Origin of the sequence: Pseudomonas sp. AM8 (genome assembly GCF_036346475.1) — a bacterium.
In the GTDB taxonomy this organism is placed as follows: domain Bacteria; phylum Pseudomonadota; class Gammaproteobacteria; order Pseudomonadales; family Pseudomonadaceae; genus Aquipseudomonas; species Aquipseudomonas marginalis.
Window position 1 is genome coordinate 376,583 of record NZ_JAOTNX010000004.1, and the last position, 16,790, is coordinate 393,372.

The window sequence follows — 16,790 nt, forward strand, 5'->3', positions numbered from 1 at the left end:
ATGAAATCTTCAAATCACCACAATCCAATGTGGGAGGGGCTTGCCCCCGATGTCGGAGTGTCAGTCCACGATGAGTAGACTGACACTCCGACATCGGGGGCAAGCCCCTCCACATTTGGATCTGCGGCGTCCTACAAATTGTACTTAGTTCCAGCCCGCCCGATCCATCAGGCGAATGGCTTCAGCCTGGCGCTTGCCCGCCACTTCCACCGGCAATGTATCCGCCACGAACTTGCCCCAAGTCGCCACTTCAGCCGACGGCGGTACCGCCGGATTGGCCGGGAATTCCTGGTTCACGTCGGCAAAGATCTTCTGCGCCTCAGGCGTGGTCATCCACTCCACCAATGCCTTGGCGGCTTCCGGGTGTGGTGCGTGCTTGGTCAAGCCGATGCCCGACAGGTTCACATGCACGCCACGGTCGCCCTGGTTCGGCCAGAACAGCTTCACCGCCAGGTCCGGCTTCTGCTTGTGCAGACGGCCGTAGTAGTAGGTATTGACGATACCCACGTCGCATTGCCCGGCGTTGATTGCCTCCAGCACCGCGATGTCATCGGAGAACACGTCGGTAGACAGGTTATTCACCCAGCCCTTGACGATTTCTTCGGTCTTGGCCGCGCCGTGGGTTTCGATCAGGGTGGCCGTCAGCGACTGGTTGTAGACCTTTTTCGCCGTGCGCAGGCACAGGCGGCCTTCCCACTGTTTGTCGGCCAGGGCCTCGTAGGTGGTCAGGTCACCCGGTTTGACCCGGTCGGTGGAGTACGCGATGGTCCGCGCGCGCAGGCTCAAACCGGTCCAGGCATGCGCCGAAGAGCGGTATTGCAGGGGAATGTTCTTGTCGATTACCGGCGAGGTGAACGGTTGCAGAATGCCCATTTGCTCGGCCTGCCAGAGGTTGCCGGCATCCACGGTGAGCAGCAGGTCGGCGGTGGCGTTTTCGCCCTCGGCCTTGATGCGCTGCATCAGCGGGGCTTCCTTGTCGGTGATGAACTTCACCTGGACACCGGTCTTTTGGGTGTAGGCGTCGAACACCGGTTTGATCAGTTCGTCGATACGCGAGGAGTAGACCACCACTTCGTCGGCTGCCTGCACGGTGGTGCTGCCGATCAGGGTGAGTGCCAGGGCAGTCAGGAGGCGCTTGGGTGCCAACATGGGGGCGGTCTCTCATTTGCAAAATAAGCGCAAATGATAGGGACTCACATTTGGTAACGCTCGGCGGAGCCGTTACCAAATGTTGCACAAACCTGTCAGGGCTTGGCCAGGTCCGGCAGATCCCCGCTCAACCCGAGGGCCTGGCGCACAAACACGGCCTTGGCTTCGGGCATCTGGTCGACCATCTTCAACCCGGCATTACGCAACCAGCGCAGCGGCAGTTGATCGGCCTGGAACAGGCGCTCAAAGCCTTCCATCGCCGCCATCAGGGCCAGGTTATGGGGCATTCGTCGGCGCTCGTAACGGCTGAGCACCTTCACATCGGCCAGACGTTCACCGCGCTCGGTGGCCGACAACAACACTTCGGCCAGCACCGCCGCATCGAGGAAACCCAGGTTGACGCCCTGCCCGGCCAATGGATGGATGACATGGGCGGCGTCGCCGATCAATGCCAGGCCCTCGGCCACATAGCGTTTGGCGTGGCGCTGACGCAAGGGTACGCACACACGCGGATCGGCGCTGACCACGCTACCGAGGCGCCCTTCAAAGGCGCGCTCCAGTTCACGGCAGAAGCTTTCATCATCCAGCGCCATCAGGCGTTCGGATTCAACCGGCGTAGTCGACCAGACGATCGAGCACCAATCTTGCTGCCCGTCCCGCTCCAGCGGCAAAAACGCCAGCGGGCCGGTGTCGGTAAAGCGTTGCCAGGCCGTGCGCTGGTGCGGCTGGCTGCTGCGCACGCTGGTAACGATGGCGTTATGCAGGTAGTCCCATTCACGGGTCGCGGTGCCGGTCAGGCGGCGCACGGCGGAGTTGGCGCCATCGGCGGCCACCACCAGCGGCGCGCGCAATGTGCGGCCATCGGCCAGGGTCAGCAGCCAGTCATCGCCGGAACGGCGCATCTGCTCCAGGCGCGCATTCGCCAGCAGGCCCAGGTCGCAGTCGTGCAGACGCTCGAGCAAGGCATCCTGGACCACACGGTTCTCGACAATATGCCCGAGCACTTCGGCATGCACACTGGCCGCCGAAAAGTGAATCTGCCCGGTGCCGCTGCCGTCCCACACCTGCATCTCGCCGTACGGGCTGGCGCGTCGTTCAACGATGCCATCCCACACACCGAGGCGCTCGAGGATGCGCTGGCTGGCCGCCGACAAGGCACTCACACGGGGTTCGAAGGCCGCCGCGCGGTCGAACGGCTTGACGCTCAGCGGGCTGCCGTCGAGCAGCAACACTTGCAGGCCGCTGCCTTGCAATGCCAGCGCCAGGGCGCTTCCGACCATTCCGGCCCCGACAATCAGCACATCTGCGCGCATGTCCATGCTTTAAGCCTGTCTCGCTGGCGGCTTGCACCGCACGTAAAAGGATTGATAAGTCTCACGCATCGGGACGGGTACCCAGGCCCATGGCCTGACGGGCGAACCAACGCTTGGCCGGTGGCAGCAGGTCCAGGCCCAGCAGGCCCATATTGCGGCCCAGGGCGACCAGCGGTTGCGCGCTGCCAAACAGCCGCGTGACCTGGTCGGAGAAACCCACGGTCAACTTCTGATCCATGCGCTGACGCTCGCGATAAGCCTGCAACGTCGCCAGGTCGCCCGGCACCGCCGGCCCGGCCAGCAAGGCCTCGGCCAAGGCGTGCGCATCACGCAGGGACAGGTTGAACCCCTGCCCGGCAATCGGGTGCAGGCTGTGGGCGGCATTGCCGAGGATCGCCAGGTGCGAGCGCACTTGCTCTTCGGCTTCCACCAGGGTCAACGGATACAGATGACGGGCGCCGACTTGCTTGAGGGTGCCCAGGCGGTAGCCGAACACGCCCTGCAACTCGCTCAGGAAGCTGCGTTCATCGAGACTGGCCAGGCGCTGTGCGTCCATGCCGATACGGGTCCATACCAGTGCGCAACGGTTGTCCGGCAGCGGCAGCAGGGCCATCGGGCCTTCATCGGTGAAACGCTCGAACGCTTCGCCGTTGTGGGCTTCGCTCGGGGTGATGTTGGCGATCAGCGCGCTCTGGTTGTACGGACGGGTTTTCACGCCAATGCCCAGTTGCTCGCGCAGGCCGGAGCGGCCGCCGTCGGCGAGCACCGCGAGGTCGCATTCCAGCACGGTTTCATCGTTGAGGGTCAGGCGGTAGCCATCGGGCAGCGGCTCCATGCGTGTGACTTCCGCCGGGCAGCGCCAACTCACCACGTCCTTGTCCAGGCCTTGCCACAGGCATTGACCGAGCCAGGCGTTTTCCACCACGTAACCGAGGGCTGGCACGCCCTCCTCCATGGCGGACAGTCGCGCGGTGGAGAAGCGCCCACGGTCCGACACATGGATCTGCTTGATCGGCTCGGCGCGGCGCGAGATCTGCTGCCACAGGCCCAGGCGCTGATAAATCTGCCGGGCGCCGTAGGACAGCGCCGAAGACCGCGCATCGTAGCTCGGCTGGTAGCTGTCGCCGGGCGCGAAGGGTTCGATCAGCACGACCTTCCAGCCACGCGCCTTGGCACCGGCCTGCAACGCAAGCGCCAGGCTCGCGCCCACCAGGCCGCCGCCGATAATCGCCAGGTTGACCCGGCTCATCGGGCGGCCGCCATCAGGGCTTCGATTTCAACGACGCTCTTGGGGGCGCCGCCGGTCAGGATTTCACAGCCTTGCTTGGTCACCACCACGTCGTCCTCGATGCGCACGCCAATGCCACGCCATTTCTTCGCTACGGTCTGGTTATCCGGCGAGATGTAGATGCCTGGCTCCACGGTCAGTGCCATGCCGACTTCCAGCACTCGCCATTCGCCACCCACCTTGTACTCGCCGACGTCATGCACATCCATCCCCAGCCAATGGCCAGCGCGATGCATATAAAAGGGTTTGTAGGCTTCACTGGCGATCAGTTCGTCGACGTCGCCCTTCAGCAACCCCAGACTCACCAGCCCGGCAGTGATGACCTGCACCGTCGCCTCGTGGGCCTGGTTCCAATGCTTGTTCGGCGCGATCTCGGCAAAGGCGGCCTCCTGGGAGGCCAGCACGATTTCATAGATCGCTTTTTGTTCCGGTGAAAACTTACCGTTGACCGGCCAGGTGCGCGTGATGTCGCTGGCGTAGCAGTCGATTTCGCAACCGGCATCGATCAGCACCAGGTCGCCGTCCTTGAGCACGGCGTCATTCTGCTGGTAATGCAGGATGCAGCTGTTGCGCCCGGTGGCGACGATGGAGCCATAGGCCGGCATCTTTGCGCCGCCCTTGCGGAATTCGTAATCCAGTTCGGCTTCCAGGCTGAACTCATGCAAGCCGACGCGACTGGCCTGCATCGCCTTCACATGGGCCGCGCAGGAAATGCGCGCTGCCTCGCGCATCACCTTCACTTCCGCCGCCGATTTATACAGGCGCATGTCGTGGAGCAGATGATCCAGGGCAACAAACTCGTTCGGTGGCTGGGCGCCAAGGTGCGCTTTGGAGCGGATGACGTTGATCCACTCCATCAGGTGCCGATCGAATTCGGCGTTGCTGCCCATGGCCGAATACACCCGGTCGCGGCCTTCGATCAGGCCGGGCAGGATGTCGTCGATATCGGTGATGGGGAAGGCATCGTCGGCGCCAAAGTCACGGATGGCGCCTTCGGTACCGGCACGCAGGCCGTCCCACAATTCGCGCTCGGCATTGCGTTCGCGGCAGAACAGCACGTACTCGCCATGCTGGCGACCGGGCATCAGCACGATCACCGCTTCCGGCTCGGGGAAACCGCTCAGGTACTGGAAGTCGCTGTCCTGGCGATAGACGTGCTCCACATCGCGATTGCGGATCGCCACGGCGGCAGCCGGCAGGATCGCGATGCTGTTGGGTTCCATCTGCGCCATGAGCGCCTTGCGACGCCGGGTGTATTCCGCTTTGGGGATATGGATCATGGGCAGATTGGCTTCCTTTCTCTTTTAGTGCAGCGAAGGCTTGGGTGCAGCAGGCTCAGCGGACTTCCTGGTCTCGGTGAACAGCAGCAACGGCGCGACGCGCAGGTATTCCATAACTTCCATGTAGTCGCCTTCGCCGTCTTCGGACTCTTCCAGGGCATCTTGCACCTGGGAGATGGCCGCCAGGTCCTGCAGCACTTCCTTGGCGTCGGTGCTCAGTTCCAGGCCGCCGGCGTTCACGCCGAAACCGTGGAGGAAGCCCTGGCACCATTGGCCCAGTGCGGCGGCGCGTTCGGGGAGCGGTGCATCGTCGGTCGGCAGCAGCAGGACCACGGTGACGTCATCACCGGTCAGTTCGCCCTTGACCATCTCTTGCAGGCCGATCAGCGCGTTACGCACGTTTTCGGTCGGTTCGGTTTCCAGCAGCTCGGCCACATCGGCCAGCCAGTTGTCGGCATCAAAGCCAACACCGGTGCAACTGCGGCCGAGCAGCACGCCATGCAGCTCGGCGGGCGAGCAAGGATGGCCGCTGGTGCTCAGCAGTTTGGAAAAAGCATCGTACGGGGAGTTCTGAATGGGCATGGTGAGCTAGGCGCCAGACGGCGCAATGTCTAGAATGGAGCGCTGTATCCTAGCACCGGCAGACGTACCAAGACTATCGAGGGCGTCAGATCGTTTATCCTGCAGTTGCCATTCATCAGACAAATCCAGTGGAACCCAATGGAAGACACCGACCTGCAAGCGCTGATGGCCAGACTCGAATTGCTAATTACTCGGGTCGAGCAACTTAAGAGTCAAAACGGACTCCTATTAGCTCAGGAAAAGACCTGGCGCGAGGAACGCGCTCACCTCATTGAAAAAAACGAAATCGCCCGGCGTAAGGTCGAATCGATGATTTCGCGCCTGAAGGCCCTGGAGCAAGACTCATGAGTTCAAGCAATAGCGTCACCGTGCAGATCCTCGACAAAGAATATTCAATCATCTGCCCCCAGGAAGAGCGCAACAACCTGGTGAGCGCCGCCCGCTACCTGGACGGCAAGATGCGCGAAATCCGCAGCAGCGGCAAAGTCATTGGTGCCGACCGCATCGCCGTAATGGCCGCCCTGAACATTACCCACGACCTGCTGCATAAGCAGGAGCGCCCTGACGTACAGGCCAGCGGCTCGACGCGCGAGCAGGTGCGCGACCTGCTCGAACGCGTGGACCTGGTGCTTTCCAGCGACACAGAGCAACCCAAGGGCTGATTGCCGCGACTGTTTAAGGTATACTCGCCCCACTCCCTGGCGTGCTTGCCAGTCGGCGATGTCCCGGAGCCGATTCGCACTACCCTGGAAGTTGCACGTTGGGCTGGTGTGCATGTCCGCTAGACGGAAAGCCTTAAAGCCTACTGCTTCTTCCACCTTGAACTTTCGGGTTCAAGGGCTGAGTCGACAGCGGCTCTGTCGGGGAGCCTGAATTCCAGAACTCAATGCCAGTCCCCGGACTGGCATTGTTTTATGAGCCGAAAAACCATGAACGAACCTGCGCCGCTTTCCCGTCCGCACCTTCGACGCATGTTGCGCAAAGCCCGCCGCGCCCTCACGCCCAGCGAGCAGCGCCAGGCCGCCCATGGCCTGTATCGGCAACTGGCACAGCACCCGCTGTTTCGCCGGGCCAAACATATTTCCCTGTATCTACCGACGGACGGTGAAATCGATCCGCGCCTGCTGCTGCGTGCGGCACAGCGCCGGGGCAAGGCCACTTACCTGCCGGTGCTCAGCGCCTGGCCACGGACCAAGATGGTGTTCCAGCGCGTGAAGCCTGGGGAAACGCTGCTGCCCAATCGCTTTCGCATTCTGGAGCCACGGGTCAATGCCAGGCGCCAGCGCAAGGTGTGGGCGCTGGATCTGGTGTTGCTGCCGTTGGTGGGATTCGATGATGCCGGTGGCCGCCTGGGCATGGGCGGCGGTTTCTACGACCGCAGCCTCGCCTACCTGGCACGCCGCAAAAGCTGGCGCAAGCCGGCGCTGCTGGGCCTGGCCCATGAATGTCAGAAGGTCGATCGATTGGCACAGGCCAGCTGGGATGTGCCGTTGGCTGGCACCGTTACCGACAGGCAGTGGTATGTCGCAGAAACGCCGCAGGAAGCTACGGCGCCTTGAAGAAGGGTCAGCGCTTGAAGGGTTGCGGCTGCTGCTGAGTCAGTTCAACTGGCGCATCGGTCTTGTTCGACCATAAGCTTTGCGCATACCCGGTGGTCACGACGCCCAGACCAAACAAAATCACCAATATCCATAGTAAATCCGGTTTACGTTGCATCGATTGCCCCCCTTCAGGCATCTCGTACACGATGACAACAACGTTCCAAAGTAGTCCGTTGCAGCTGCGTCAAGCTTAAAATCCCGGCATTCTCCGATAACGTGAACCAACACGCAAACCTTGACGCCAACCGACTGTCGGTTTGTCATCAAATTGCCTGACAACTTGCCCACTGCTTTTTCAGGAGCGCAAAAATGGCCTACTGGCTGATGAAATCCGAGCCCGACGAACTCTCCATCAACGGCCTGGAAACGCTGGGCGAAGCGCGCTGGGACGGGGTACGCAACTACCAGGCACGCAACTTCCTGCGCGCCATGGCAGTGGGTGACCAATTTTTCTTCTACCACTCCAGTTGCCCCGAGCCCGGCATTGCCGGCATCGGCAAGATCATCGCGGCCGCCTATCCGGACCCTACCGCGCTGGAACCGGACAGCCACTACTTCGACGCCAAGGCCACCCCCGAGAAAAACCCGTGGAGTGCGATCAACGTCGCGCACGTTCAGACCTTTCCCAAGGTGCTGGGCCTGGGCTACCTGAAACAGCAAACCGCCCTCGCCGAATTGCCCCTGGTACAAAAAGGCAGTCGCTTGTCCGTGATGCCGGTCACGGCAGAACAATGGGCAGCGGTGCTGGCACTGCGCTGACCAGAACCCTGCGGTCACGCTCCCGGCGCATGCATCTGCACCTGAACCGGGTTAGGCTTGCGCTTCATTTGACCGGCATCAACGCCCCTCGGGCTGCCTCGGTCAAACTAGGACGCTAACGCCGCAGGATGCACCCATGTCGATCACGCCCCGCTCCTCCCACCTGTTTGCCGCTTTGTTGATTGCCTTGTTGCTCGCCGCCGGCGGCTTCGGTTACTGGAAGTCCACCCAGGATCGCCTGCCCGAAGGCTTGGGCATGGGCAACGGTCGCCTGGAGTCCACCGAAGTGCAGATCGCCGCCAAGATCCCCGGTCGCCTGGCCGAGGTGCGGGTGGATGAAGGTGACAAGGTGCTCAAGGGCCAGTTGCTGGCGCGCATGGACACCCGCACCCTGGAAGCCCAGCGCGCCCAGGCCGAAGCCGAAGTGCTGCGCGCCAGGGAAAACTTCGCCGCCGCCGAGGCCAATGTGCAACTGCGTCAAAGCGAGCAACTGCTGGCCAACCAGGAACTCAAGCGTACCCAGGAACTGTACAAGCGCGGCTTTGCCAGCAGCCAGTTGATCGACCAGCAACAGGCCCGCCAGAACACCGGCAACGCCGCCGTGATCGCCGCGCAAGCCCAGGTCAATTCGGTCAAGGCCGCCATCGGTGCCGCCCAGGCCCAGGTCGCCCAGTTGACCAGCGAAATCGATGACAGCAGCTTGCGCGCGCCCATCGACGGCATTATCCAACTGCGCCTGGCCGAGCCCGGCGAGGTCCTCGGTGCCGGCGGGCGCGTGCTGTTGCTGATCGACCCCGAGGATCAGTACATGAACCTCTACCTGCCCGCCTCCGTCACCGGTCGCCTGACGGTTGGCAGCGACGCACGCATCCTGCTCGATGCCCTGCCCCAGCAACCGTTGCCGGCCAAGATCAGCTTTGTCGCCGCCAAATCGCAGTTCACCCCCAAGGAAGTCGAAACCCGCGACGAACGCCAGAAACTGGTGTTTCGCGTCAAGCTGCGCCTGACCCAACCCAGCGCCGTACCCCAGGCCAAACCGGGGATGCCCGGCGCCGGCTACGTGCGCATGGCTGACATCGACTGGCCGGCCAACCTGCAATGACCGGCCTGGCGCTGCACGCCACCGGCATCAACCACCGTTACGGCAAGCAGCAGGCCTTGATCGACATTGCCTTCAGCCTGCCCACCGGCACCCGCTGCGGTCTGATCGGCCCGGATGGGGCCGGCAAGTCGAGCCTGTTGGGATTGATCGCCGGGGTTAAAAGGCTCCAGGACGGCCAACTGGAGGTGCTCGGCGGCTCAATCGCCAACCGTCGTCACCGCAACAGCCTGTACCCACGCATCGCCTTCATGCCCCAGGGCCTGGGCGGCAACCTGTACCCCGAACTGTCCATCCGCGAAAACATCCGCTTCTTCGCCACGCTGTTCGGCCTGTCCAAAGCCGACTGCGACCAGCGCATGCACAACCTGCTGTTGGCCACCGACCTTGCACGCTTTGCCGAGCGCCCGGCCGGCAAGCTCTCCGGCGGCATGAAGCAGAAGCTCGGCCTGTGCTGCGCGCTGATCCACGACCCGGACTTGTTGATCCTCGACGAACCCACCACCGGCGTCGACCCGCTGTCGCGGCGGCGCTTCTGGGAACTGGTCGAGACCGTGCGCAGCGAGCGCCCGCAACTGACGCTGCTGGTGGCCACGGCCTATATGGAGGAGGCCGAGCAATTCGAACATTGCATGATGCTCGACCGTGGCAAGCTGATCGCCGACGGGCTCAGCAGCGAACTGGCGGCAGCGACCCCCAGCGGCAAACTGGATGAGGCCTTCACCCACTTCCAGGGCGACAGCGCCCATGACAACCAACCGCTGGTGATCCCGCCCAGGGAAAACGCCAACACCGATATCGCCATCGAAGCCCACGACCTGACCCTGCGCTTCGGCGACTTCACGGCGGTGAACAAGGTCAGCTTTGCCATCGGCCGTGGCGAGATCTTCGGCTTCCTCGGCTCCAACGGCTGCGGCAAGACCACCACCATGAAAGTCCTCACCGGGCTGATGCCGGCCACCGAAGGCAGCGCCACGCTGCTGGGCAACCCGGTAAACGCCAAGGACCTGGCCACCCGCAAGCGCGTAGGGTTCATGTCGCAAAGCTTCTCGCTGTATGGCGAACTCAGCGTGCGCCAGAACCTGGTGTTGCACGCGCAACTGTTCGATTTGCCCAAGGCCGACAGCGGCCCGCGCATCGATGAGCTGATCAAGCGTTTCGACCTCGGTGAGGTGGCCGAGCAGCCCTCCGGGGAGCTGCCCCTCGGCCTGCGCCAACGCTTGTCATTGGCCGTGGCGGTGCTGCATCGGCCGGAAGTGTTGATCCTCGATGAGCCCACCTCGGGCGTCGACCCGGCAGCCCGGGATGATTTCTGGCGACTGTTGATCGAGTTGTCCCGTGAACAAGGGGTAACGATCTTCCTGTCTACCCACTTCATGAATGAAGCCCAGCGCTGCGACCGCATCTCCTTGATGCATGCCGGCAAGGTACTCGCCTGCGACACACCGGATGCACTGCAACGGCAGTTCAACGGCGACACCCTGGAAGCCGCGTTCGTCACCTGCCTTGAGCAAGCCCAAGGCGATGCCGAACCCGCCACGTCGGCCAAAACCGTCAGCGAAACCCATGCGCCGCCCATCAGCAAGCGTGGTTTCAGCCTGTCTCGCCTGCTGGCCGTGGCCAGCCGCGAAGGCAAGGAACTGCTGCGCGACAAAGTACGCATGGCCTTCGCCCTGCTCGGTGCGATGTTCATGATGGTGATCTTCGGCTACGGCATTTCCCTGGACGTGGAAAACCTCGCCTTCGCCGTCTACGACCAGGACCAGACGCCACAAAGCCGCGCCTATCTGGAAGCCTTCCGCAGCTCGCGCTACTTCGCCGAGCAGGCGCCGATCCAGGATGCCAATGAATTACACCGACGCCTGCAACGCTCGGAAATCAAACTGGCCCTGGAGATCCCGCCCGGCTTTGGTCGCGATCTCTATGCCGGGCGCCAACCCACCGTGGCCGCGTGGCTCGATGGCGGCATGCCGTTTCGTGCGGAAACCAGCCGCAACTATGTGGAGGCGGTGCACCAAGGCAACCTGCAGCAACTGGCCGAACTGAGCAGCCTGCCGCGCAGCGCCCAGGCAGCCGCCAAACTGGAAACCCGTTTTCGCTATAACCAGGACGTGGTCAGCGTGAATGCCATCGGCCCCGGCGTGATGGCACTGATCCTGGCGTTTATCCCGGCGATGCTCACCGCCCTGGGCATCGTGCGCGAGAAAGAACTGGGTTCGATCACCAACTTCTACGCCACACCCCTGACGCGCCTGGAATTCCTGCTCGGTAAACAGGCGCCTTACCTGGCCGTGAGCCTGGTCAACCTGGCGCTGCTGGTGGCGATGAATCGCTGGCTGTTCGGTGTGCCGTTCAAGGGCAGCGGCCTGACGCTGGCGTTTGGCGGGCTGCTGTATGTGCTGGCCACCACCAGCATGGGCCTGCTGATTTCCGCGTTCACCCGTACCCAGATCGCGGCGATCCTCGGCACCATGATCATCACCAGCCTGCCAACCATCCAGTTTTCCGGGCTGATCGTGCCGCGCTCGTCCCTGGAAGGCGCCGCCGCCTTGATGGGCGCACTGTTTCCGGCCGGGCACTTTTTGGATATTGCCGTGGGTACCTTCACCAAGGCCCTGGACCTGCGCCAGTTGTGGCCGCAATGCCTGGCGCTGTTCGGCTTCTTTATCGGGTTCACCGGGTTGAGCCTGGTCATGCTCAAGAAGCAGGAGGCCTGATGCACAAGCTCGCACACATCTTCCGGCTGGGCATCAAGGAACTCACCAGCCTGCGCCACGACAGCGTCTTGCTGCTGTTTCTGTTCTACGCCTTCACCGTCGCCATCTACATGCCCGCCGCCGGCTCGGTGATCGGCGTGCACAACGCCAGCGTAGCGTTTGTCGATGAAGACCACAGCGCGCTCTCACGGCAGATGGCCGAGGCGCTGCAACCGCCCGAGTTCCAAGCACCGGCACCGTTGGCCTATGACCAGTTGGACAAGGTGATGGACAGCGGCCAGTACACCTTCGTGATCAACGTACCGGCCAACTTCCAGGCCGACCTGTTGGCCGGTCGCCAGCCTGGCGTGCAGGTGAACGTCGATGCCACGGCGATGAGCCAGGCGTTCATGGGCGCGGGCTATATCGGGCGGATCTTCCAGCGCGAATTGCTCAACTACAGCGGGCAAACCGACGCCACCCGCCAGGCGCCCGCGCTGCTCACGACCCGAGCACTGTTCAACACCAACCTGGAGGGCGGCTGGTTCCTGGCCGTGATCCAGATCGTCAACAACATCACCATCCTGGCCATCGTGCTCACCGGCACCGCGCTGTTGCGCGAGCGCGAGCACGGCACCCTCGACCACCTGCTGGTACTGCCGCTGACCGCACTGGAAATCATGCTGGCGAAAATCTGGAGCAATATGCTGGTGGTGGTGCTGTGCACCTGGCTATCGCTGGAGGTGGTGGTCAAAGGGCTGCTCGGCGTGCCGCTGGCCGGGTCGCTGGGGTTGTTCCTGTTTGTGACTGCCCTGTATCTGTTTGCCAGTACGGCACTGGGGATCTTCCTCGCCACCCTCGCCCGCTCGACGCCGCAGTTCGGCTTGCTGGCGATTCCGGTGATTATCCCGATGCTGCTGTTGTCAGGCGGCAGCACGCCGCTGGACAGCATGCCCGAGTGGTTGCAGTGGGTGATGCAGGGCTCGCCGTCGACGCACTTTGTGAGCCTGAGCGCAGCGATTTTGTTTCGCGACGCGGGGGTGAGTGTGGTGTGGCCGGACTTGCTGGCGCTGGCGGGGATCGGGCTGTTGTTTTTTGCGGTGGCGTTGGCGCGGTTCAGGAAGAGCCTGGCTTCCTGACGAAGCCCCCGTAGCAGCTGCCGAGCGCAAGCGAGGCTGCGTCGGCCGCGCTGCCGATTCAGGACCGAGTCGCGCCCTACGCAGCCTCGCTTGCGTTCGGCAGCTGCTACGGGGCAGCGCGTTACTGAATGATCAGGTTATTGAACAGCAGATCTTCCACCATGGGCTTGCCCGTCTCGTCGTTCATCACTTGCTGGGTTTGCTTGAGGGCTTCCTGGCGCAGCTTCTCCTTACCGTCGACCGTGCTCATGGCCTCGTTGGTCTGCTGGGTGAACAGCGCGACCAACTGGTTACGGATCAATGCGTCGTTGGCCTTGACCGCTTTGGCTGCTTCCTCGCCGGTCACGCGCAGGGCGATGTCGGCCTTGAACACTTTGAGCTTGGCTGTGCCATCCAGGCCGTAGTTACCCACGAACGGTGGGCTCAGGCTGATGTAACTGACCTTCGGCGCCTCGCCTTCTTTGGCTTCTTCGGCCTGGGCTGCCATCGGCAAGGTCAGGGCCAGCATCAATAGGATCCACGCTTTCACAGTTCATTCCTCACATTCGGTTGCCGGGTAGCATAACGCTAGCAAGGCAGAGCACAAGCTTATGGCGACTTATCAGGGCCGAGCATGCTCGTTGACCCACAGGCCTACCCTCCTACACTTATCGGCCACGACACCAAAAGGAATAGCCCGATGAAAGCTGTGCTGTGCAAAGCCTTCGGCCCCGCCGAAACCCTGGTGCTGGAAGACGTCGCGAGCCCCACGATCAAGAAGAACGAAATCCTGCTCGACGTGCATGCCGCCGGGGTCAACTTCCCCGACACCCTGATCATCGAGGGCAAATACCAGTTCAAGCCACCCTTCCCGTTCTCGCCGGGTGGCGAGGCGTCGGGGGTGGTCAGCGAAGTGGGGGAAAAGGTCAGCCACCTGAAAGTCGGCGACCGGGTCATGGCGCTCACTGGCTGGGGCAGCTTCGCCGAACAGGTCGCGGTGCCAGGCTACAACGTGCTGCCGATCCCGCCGAGCATGGACTTCAACACCGCCGCCGCCTTCAGCATGACCTACGGCACCTCGATGCACGCGCTCAAACAACGCGCCAACCTGCAACCCGGCGAAACCCTGCTGGTCCTCGGCGCTTCCGGCGGCGTGGGCCTGGCCGCCGTGGAAATCGGCAAGGCCATGGGCGCGCGGGTGATCGCCGCCGCGAGCAGCGCCGACAAACTCGCCGTGGCCAAGGCCGCCGGCGCCGATGAGTTGATCAACTACAACGAAGCCAACCTCAAGGACGAGATCAAGCGCCTGACCGACGGCAACGGCGCCGATGTGATCTACGACCCGGTGGGCGGCGACCTGTTTGACCAAGCCATTCGCGCGATTGCCTGGAACGGCCGCCTGCTGGTGGTGGGTTTTGCCAGCGGGCGCATCCCGGAACTGCCGGTGAACCTGGCGCTGCTCAAGGGCGCAGCGGTGGTCGGGGTGTTCTGGGGCTCGTTCGCCCAGCGCCAGCCCCAGGACAATGCGGCGAACTTCCAGCAACTGTTCACTTGGTTCGGTGAGGGCAAGCTCAAGCCGTTGGTGTCGCAGGTGTATCCGCTGGAGCAGGCTGCCCAGGCGATCAATGACCTCGGCCAGCGCAAGGCCGTCGGCAAGGTCGTCGTCCAGACCCGCTAACCGATCTGAAATGCAATCAAATGTGGGAGGGGGCAAGCCCCCTCCCACATTTGTTCTCCTGCGGTCTTAAAATCGATAACGACCCACACGTATCCATTTACGACATGTTCATAAGAGAACATGCAATTGCTCTCATTTCCTGTGTTTGCGCATAAGAGGCAATGCTATTTTCGGTAACGAAACTGTAACATTCGCATCCGCAGTCAAAACAAGAAATCTGGAGCTCTTGAATGTTTGCTTTCTTTCGTCCTGCCGCACACCAGGCGCCTCTGCCTGAAGAAAAAATCGACAGTACCTACCGACGGCTGCGCTGGCAGATCTTCGCCGGTATTTTCTTCGGTTATGCCGGGTATTACCTGCTGCGCAAGAACTTCTCCCTGGCCATGCCCTACCTGATCGACGAGGGTTACACCCGCGGTGAGCTGGGCCTGGCGATGTCGGCGATCGCGATCGCCTACGGCCTGTCCAAGTTCCTCATGGGCCTGGTGTCCGACCGTTCCAACCCGCGCTACTTCCTGCCCTTCGGCCTGCTGGTTTCAGCGGGGGTGATGTTCATTTTCGGTTTCGCACCTTGGGCAACGTCCAGTGTGACCATGATGTTCATTTTGCTGTTCATCAACGGCTGGGCCCAGGGCATGGGCTGGCCGCCAAGTGGCCGGACCATGGTGCACTGGTGGTCGCAGAAAGAACGCGGCGGCGTGGTGTCAGTGTGGAACGTGGCGCACAACGTCGGCGGCGGCCTGATCGGCCCGCTGTTCCTGCTGGGTATGGCTTGGTTCAACGACTGGCATGCGGCGTTCTACGTACCGGCCACCGTGGCCTTGGCCGTGGCGGCATTTGCCTTCATTACCATGCGCGACACCCCGCAATCGGTCGGCCTGCCACCGATTGAGAAATACAAGAACGACTACCCGGAAGGCTACGACGCCAGCCACGAAGACGAATTCAGCGCCAAGGAAATCTTCGTCAAGTACGTGCTGCGCAACAAAATGCTCTGGTACATCGCCTTCGCCAACGTGTTCGTCTACCTGCTGCGTTACGGCGTATTGGATTGGGCACCGACCTACCTCAAGGAAGCCAAGCACTTCACGGTGGATAAATCGTCCTGGGCGTACTTCTTCTACGAGTGGGCAGGTATTCCGGGCACGCTGTTGTGCGGCTGGATGTCGGACAAGATCTTCCGTGGCAACCGTGGCCTGACCGGCATCGTGTTCATGGCGCTGGTGACCGTGGCGACCCTGGTGTACTGGCTCAACCCGCCGGGCAACCCGATGGTCGACATGATCGCGCTGTTCTCGATCGGCTTTTTGATCTACGGCCCGGTGATGCTGATCGGCCTGCAGGCGCTGGAACTGGCACCGAAGAAAGCCGCCGGTACGGCTGCGGGCTTCACCGGTCTGTTCGGCTACCTGGGCGGTTCGGTGGCAGCCAGTGCGGCCATGGGCTACACCGTGGACCATTTCGGCTGGGACGGTGGTTTCGTGCTGCTGATCGGCGCATGCCTGCTGGCCATCGCGTTCCTGATCCCAACGCTGTGGCACACCAACAGCGTCAGCTCGGCGCGTTAATCGCCTGAGCAATCCTTGGCACAACGCTTGAGCCGCGCCTCCAGGTTTTTATCTGGCATGGCGTGGCTACGCAGGGCGTTGACGGTCTGCTCGACATAATCGCGAGTGGTACCGTAACGCCCGCAAGCGCTTTGCAGCACATGGTTAAGCACAATATCGGGCAAGTTGCCGGCGTAGCTGGGCAAGTGCCGTTCCAACACAAACCCCAACGCCTGCACCTGGCTGCCATCTTCAAGGCGGCAACTGAGCCAGTGCGGCCGGTAGGACGGGTAAGGCATCTCGCGCTGCCACAAGGCGTAAAGCGAAGCCTCCAGTTGATCTTCCGGCAAGCGATAGGCAAAGCCGCTGCACGAGCCTCCGCGATCCAGGCCAAAGACCAGGCCCGGCAACTCCGGCGTGCCCCGATGCTCGTGGGACCACAGGTACAGGCCCCGGTGATAACCGTGGACCCGTGCCCGCACCCGCTCAGTCGACGAACATTCCGGGCGCCAAATCAGCGAACCATACGCAAATAGCCAGACCGGGCCACCCTTGTGCCGGCCCATGGTGGCCTGCATCGAGCTCATTAACTGTTCGTGAGTGAGTTGCGGCCCCAGATCGAGCCGCGGAGGGTAAGCCAATTGCAGAAGATCGGATTCAATGGCGGTCATGGCGAAAAG

17 protein-coding genes and 1 other RNA gene are annotated in these 16,790 nt (G+C 62.5%); 10 read left to right on the top strand and 8 right to left on the bottom strand.

Going from position 1 to position 16,790, the window contains the following annotated elements; translation table 11 throughout:
- Nucleotides 1-144: 144 nt before the first annotated feature.
- From V3W40_RS13470 to V3W40_RS13490, 5 genes are all read right to left on the bottom strand, one after another.
- Nucleotides 145-1,149, bottom strand: coding sequence for an extracellular solute-binding protein (locus tag V3W40_RS13470; RefSeq protein WP_053127831.1), 1,005 nt, complete (start codon nucleotides 1,147-1,149; stop codon nucleotides 145-147).
- A 95-nt stretch (nucleotides 1,150-1,244) separates the two neighbouring features.
- On the bottom strand, nucleotides 1,245-2,462 hold the full coding sequence (locus tag V3W40_RS13475) for a 2-octaprenyl-3-methyl-6-methoxy-1,4-benzoquinol hydroxylase (RefSeq protein WP_176718760.1): 1,218 nt from the start codon (nucleotides 2,460-2,462) through the stop codon (nucleotides 1,245-1,247).
- Between the two features lie 61 nt (nucleotides 2,463-2,523).
- Nucleotides 2,524-3,711 carry a 2-octaprenyl-6-methoxyphenyl hydroxylase gene (gene ubiH, locus V3W40_RS13480; protein ID WP_330215148.1) on the bottom strand — a complete coding sequence of 396 codons (1,188 nt, stop codon included), beginning with the start codon at nucleotides 3,709-3,711 and terminating at the stop codon, nucleotides 2,524-2,526.
- Nucleotides 3,708-5,030, bottom strand: a complete 1,323-nt coding sequence (gene pepP, locus V3W40_RS13485; protein WP_330215149.1) for a Xaa-Pro aminopeptidase — start codon at nucleotides 5,028-5,030, stop codon at nucleotides 3,708-3,710. The genes ubiH and pepP overlap by 4 nt, the downstream gene beginning before the upstream one ends.
- A 24-nt stretch (nucleotides 5,031-5,054) precedes the next feature.
- Nucleotides 5,055-5,612: a YecA/YgfB family protein gene (locus tag V3W40_RS13490; RefSeq protein ID WP_092489828.1), complete on the bottom strand. Its 558-nt coding sequence runs from the start codon at nucleotides 5,610-5,612 to the stop codon at nucleotides 5,055-5,057.
- Between the two features lie 138 nt (nucleotides 5,613-5,750).
- On the opposite strand from V3W40_RS13490, the gene V3W40_RS13495 reads away from it, so the two are divergent.
- From V3W40_RS13495 to V3W40_RS13510, 4 genes are all read left to right on the top strand, one after another.
- Nucleotides 5,751-5,960, top strand: a complete 210-nt coding sequence (locus V3W40_RS13495; RefSeq protein ID WP_007982902.1) for a TIGR02449 family protein — start codon at nucleotides 5,751-5,753, stop codon at nucleotides 5,958-5,960.
- Nucleotides 5,957-6,274, top strand: coding sequence for a cell division protein ZapA (locus V3W40_RS13500; RefSeq protein WP_027608375.1), 318 nt, complete (start codon nucleotides 5,957-5,959; stop codon nucleotides 6,272-6,274). Before V3W40_RS13495 ends, V3W40_RS13500 begins: the two co-directional genes overlap by 4 nt.
- Nucleotides 6,275-6,304: 30 nt before the next feature.
- Nucleotides 6,305-6,483, top strand: a non-coding RNA gene (gene ssrS / locus V3W40_RS13505) — 6S RNA.
- Nucleotides 6,484-6,541: 58 nt separating this feature from the next.
- Nucleotides 6,542-7,171 (top strand): 5-formyltetrahydrofolate cyclo-ligase, encoded by a 630-nt coding sequence (locus V3W40_RS13510; RefSeq protein WP_330215150.1) that lies wholly within the window; start codon nucleotides 6,542-6,544, stop codon nucleotides 7,169-7,171.
- A gap of 7 nt (nucleotides 7,172-7,178) precedes the next feature.
- Here V3W40_RS13510 and V3W40_RS13515 read toward each other — a convergent pair whose 3' ends face one another.
- Nucleotides 7,179-7,328: a hypothetical protein gene (locus tag V3W40_RS13515; protein WP_092355790.1), complete on the bottom strand. Its 150-nt coding sequence runs from the start codon at nucleotides 7,326-7,328 to the stop codon at nucleotides 7,179-7,181.
- A gap of 194 nt (nucleotides 7,329-7,522) precedes the next feature.
- Here V3W40_RS13515 and V3W40_RS13520 point away from each other — a divergent pair, with 194 nt between their 5' ends.
- The 4 genes from V3W40_RS13520 to V3W40_RS13535 all read left to right on the top strand — a co-directional run bounded on the left by V3W40_RS13520 (nucleotide 7,523) and on the right by V3W40_RS13535 (nucleotide 12,906).
- Nucleotides 7,523-7,972 carry an EVE domain-containing protein gene (locus V3W40_RS13520; RefSeq protein ID WP_027608373.1) on the top strand — a complete coding sequence of 150 codons (450 nt, stop codon included), beginning with the start codon at nucleotides 7,523-7,525 and terminating at the stop codon, nucleotides 7,970-7,972.
- 136 nt (nucleotides 7,973-8,108) lie between these two features.
- Nucleotides 8,109-9,074 carry an HlyD family secretion protein gene (locus V3W40_RS13525; RefSeq protein ID WP_027608372.1) on the top strand — a complete coding sequence of 322 codons (966 nt, stop codon included), beginning with the start codon at nucleotides 8,109-8,111 and terminating at the stop codon, nucleotides 9,072-9,074.
- Nucleotides 9,071-11,788 carry a ribosome-associated ATPase/putative transporter RbbA gene (rbbA, locus tag V3W40_RS13530; RefSeq protein WP_330215151.1) on the top strand — a complete coding sequence of 906 codons (2,718 nt, stop codon included), beginning with the start codon at nucleotides 9,071-9,073 and terminating at the stop codon, nucleotides 11,786-11,788. Before V3W40_RS13525 ends, rbbA begins: the two co-directional genes overlap by 4 nt.
- Nucleotides 11,788-12,906 (top strand): ABC transporter permease, encoded by a 1,119-nt coding sequence (locus tag V3W40_RS13535; RefSeq protein WP_065926649.1) that lies wholly within the window; start codon nucleotides 11,788-11,790, stop codon nucleotides 12,904-12,906. The genes rbbA and V3W40_RS13535 overlap by 1 nt, the downstream gene beginning before the upstream one ends.
- 121 nt (nucleotides 12,907-13,027) lie before the next feature.
- On the opposite strand, the gene V3W40_RS13540 is transcribed toward V3W40_RS13535, so the two are convergent.
- On the bottom strand, nucleotides 13,028-13,435 hold the full coding sequence (locus V3W40_RS13540; RefSeq protein ID WP_027608369.1) for a flagellar basal body-associated protein FliL: 408 nt from the start codon (nucleotides 13,433-13,435) through the stop codon (nucleotides 13,028-13,030).
- A gap of 150 nt (nucleotides 13,436-13,585) precedes the next feature.
- Here V3W40_RS13540 and V3W40_RS13545 point away from each other — a divergent pair, with 150 nt between their 5' ends.
- Entirely contained in the window at nucleotides 13,586-14,563 is a 978-nt protein-coding gene (locus tag V3W40_RS13545; protein ID WP_074847936.1) for an NADPH:quinone oxidoreductase family protein, read from the top strand.
- 230 nt (nucleotides 14,564-14,793) lie between these two features.
- The gene (gene glpT, locus V3W40_RS13550) at nucleotides 14,794-16,131 is read left to right on the top strand and encodes a glycerol-3-phosphate transporter (RefSeq protein WP_092489833.1); all 1,338 of its coding nucleotides are present in this window, start codon (nucleotides 14,794-14,796) and stop codon (nucleotides 16,129-16,131) included.
- Here glpT and V3W40_RS13555 read toward each other — a convergent pair.
- Nucleotides 16,128-16,781: a gamma-glutamylcyclotransferase gene (locus tag V3W40_RS13555; protein WP_065926652.1), complete on the bottom strand. Its 654-nt coding sequence runs from the start codon at nucleotides 16,779-16,781 to the stop codon at nucleotides 16,128-16,130. The genes glpT and V3W40_RS13555 overlap by 4 nt on opposite strands.
- Nucleotides 16,782-16,790 lie beyond the last annotated feature (9 nt).

What these genes read in the sequence shown, in the direction of transcription:
- V3W40_RS13470 (WP_053127831.1), bottom strand. Translation starts at nt 1,149, where the DNA reads ATGTTGGCACCCAAGCGCCTCCTGACTGCCCTGGCACTCACCCTGATC.
- V3W40_RS13475 (WP_176718760.1), bottom strand. Translation starts at nt 2,462, where the DNA reads ATGCGCGCAGATGTGCTGATTGTCGGGGCCGGAATGGTCGGAAGCGCC.
- ubiH (WP_330215148.1), bottom strand. Translation starts at nt 3,711, where the DNA reads ATGAGCCGGGTCAACCTGGCGATTATCGGCGGCGGCCTGGTGGGCGCG.
- pepP (WP_330215149.1), bottom strand. Translation starts at nt 5,030, where the DNA reads ATGATCCATATCCCCAAAGCGGAATACACCCGGCGTCGCAAGGCGCTC.
- V3W40_RS13490 (WP_092489828.1), bottom strand. Translation starts at nt 5,612, where the DNA reads ATGCCCATTCAGAACTCCCCGTACGATGCTTTTTCCAAACTGCTGAGC.
- V3W40_RS13495 (WP_007982902.1), top strand. Translation starts at nt 5,751, where the DNA reads ATGGAAGACACCGACCTGCAAGCGCTGATGGCCAGACTCGAATTGCTA.
- V3W40_RS13500 (WP_027608375.1), top strand. Translation starts at nt 5,957, where the DNA reads ATGAGTTCAAGCAATAGCGTCACCGTGCAGATCCTCGACAAAGAATAT.
- V3W40_RS13510 (WP_330215150.1), top strand. Translation starts at nt 6,542, where the DNA reads ATGAACGAACCTGCGCCGCTTTCCCGTCCGCACCTTCGACGCATGTTG.
- V3W40_RS13515 (WP_092355790.1), bottom strand. Translation starts at nt 7,328, where the DNA reads ATGCAACGTAAACCGGATTTACTATGGATATTGGTGATTTTGTTTGGT.
- V3W40_RS13520 (WP_027608373.1), top strand. Translation starts at nt 7,523, where the DNA reads ATGGCCTACTGGCTGATGAAATCCGAGCCCGACGAACTCTCCATCAAC.
- V3W40_RS13525 (WP_027608372.1), top strand. Translation starts at nt 8,109, where the DNA reads ATGTCGATCACGCCCCGCTCCTCCCACCTGTTTGCCGCTTTGTTGATT.
- rbbA (WP_330215151.1), top strand. Translation starts at nt 9,071, where the DNA reads ATGACCGGCCTGGCGCTGCACGCCACCGGCATCAACCACCGTTACGGC.
- V3W40_RS13535 (WP_065926649.1), top strand. Translation starts at nt 11,788, where the DNA reads ATGCACAAGCTCGCACACATCTTCCGGCTGGGCATCAAGGAACTCACC.
- V3W40_RS13545 (WP_074847936.1), top strand. Translation starts at nt 13,586, where the DNA reads ATGAAAGCTGTGCTGTGCAAAGCCTTCGGCCCCGCCGAAACCCTGGTG.
- glpT (WP_092489833.1), top strand. Translation starts at nt 14,794, where the DNA reads ATGTTTGCTTTCTTTCGTCCTGCCGCACACCAGGCGCCTCTGCCTGAA.
- V3W40_RS13555 (WP_065926652.1), bottom strand. Translation starts at nt 16,781, where the DNA reads ATGACCGCCATTGAATCCGATCTTCTGCAATTGGCTTACCCTCCGCGG.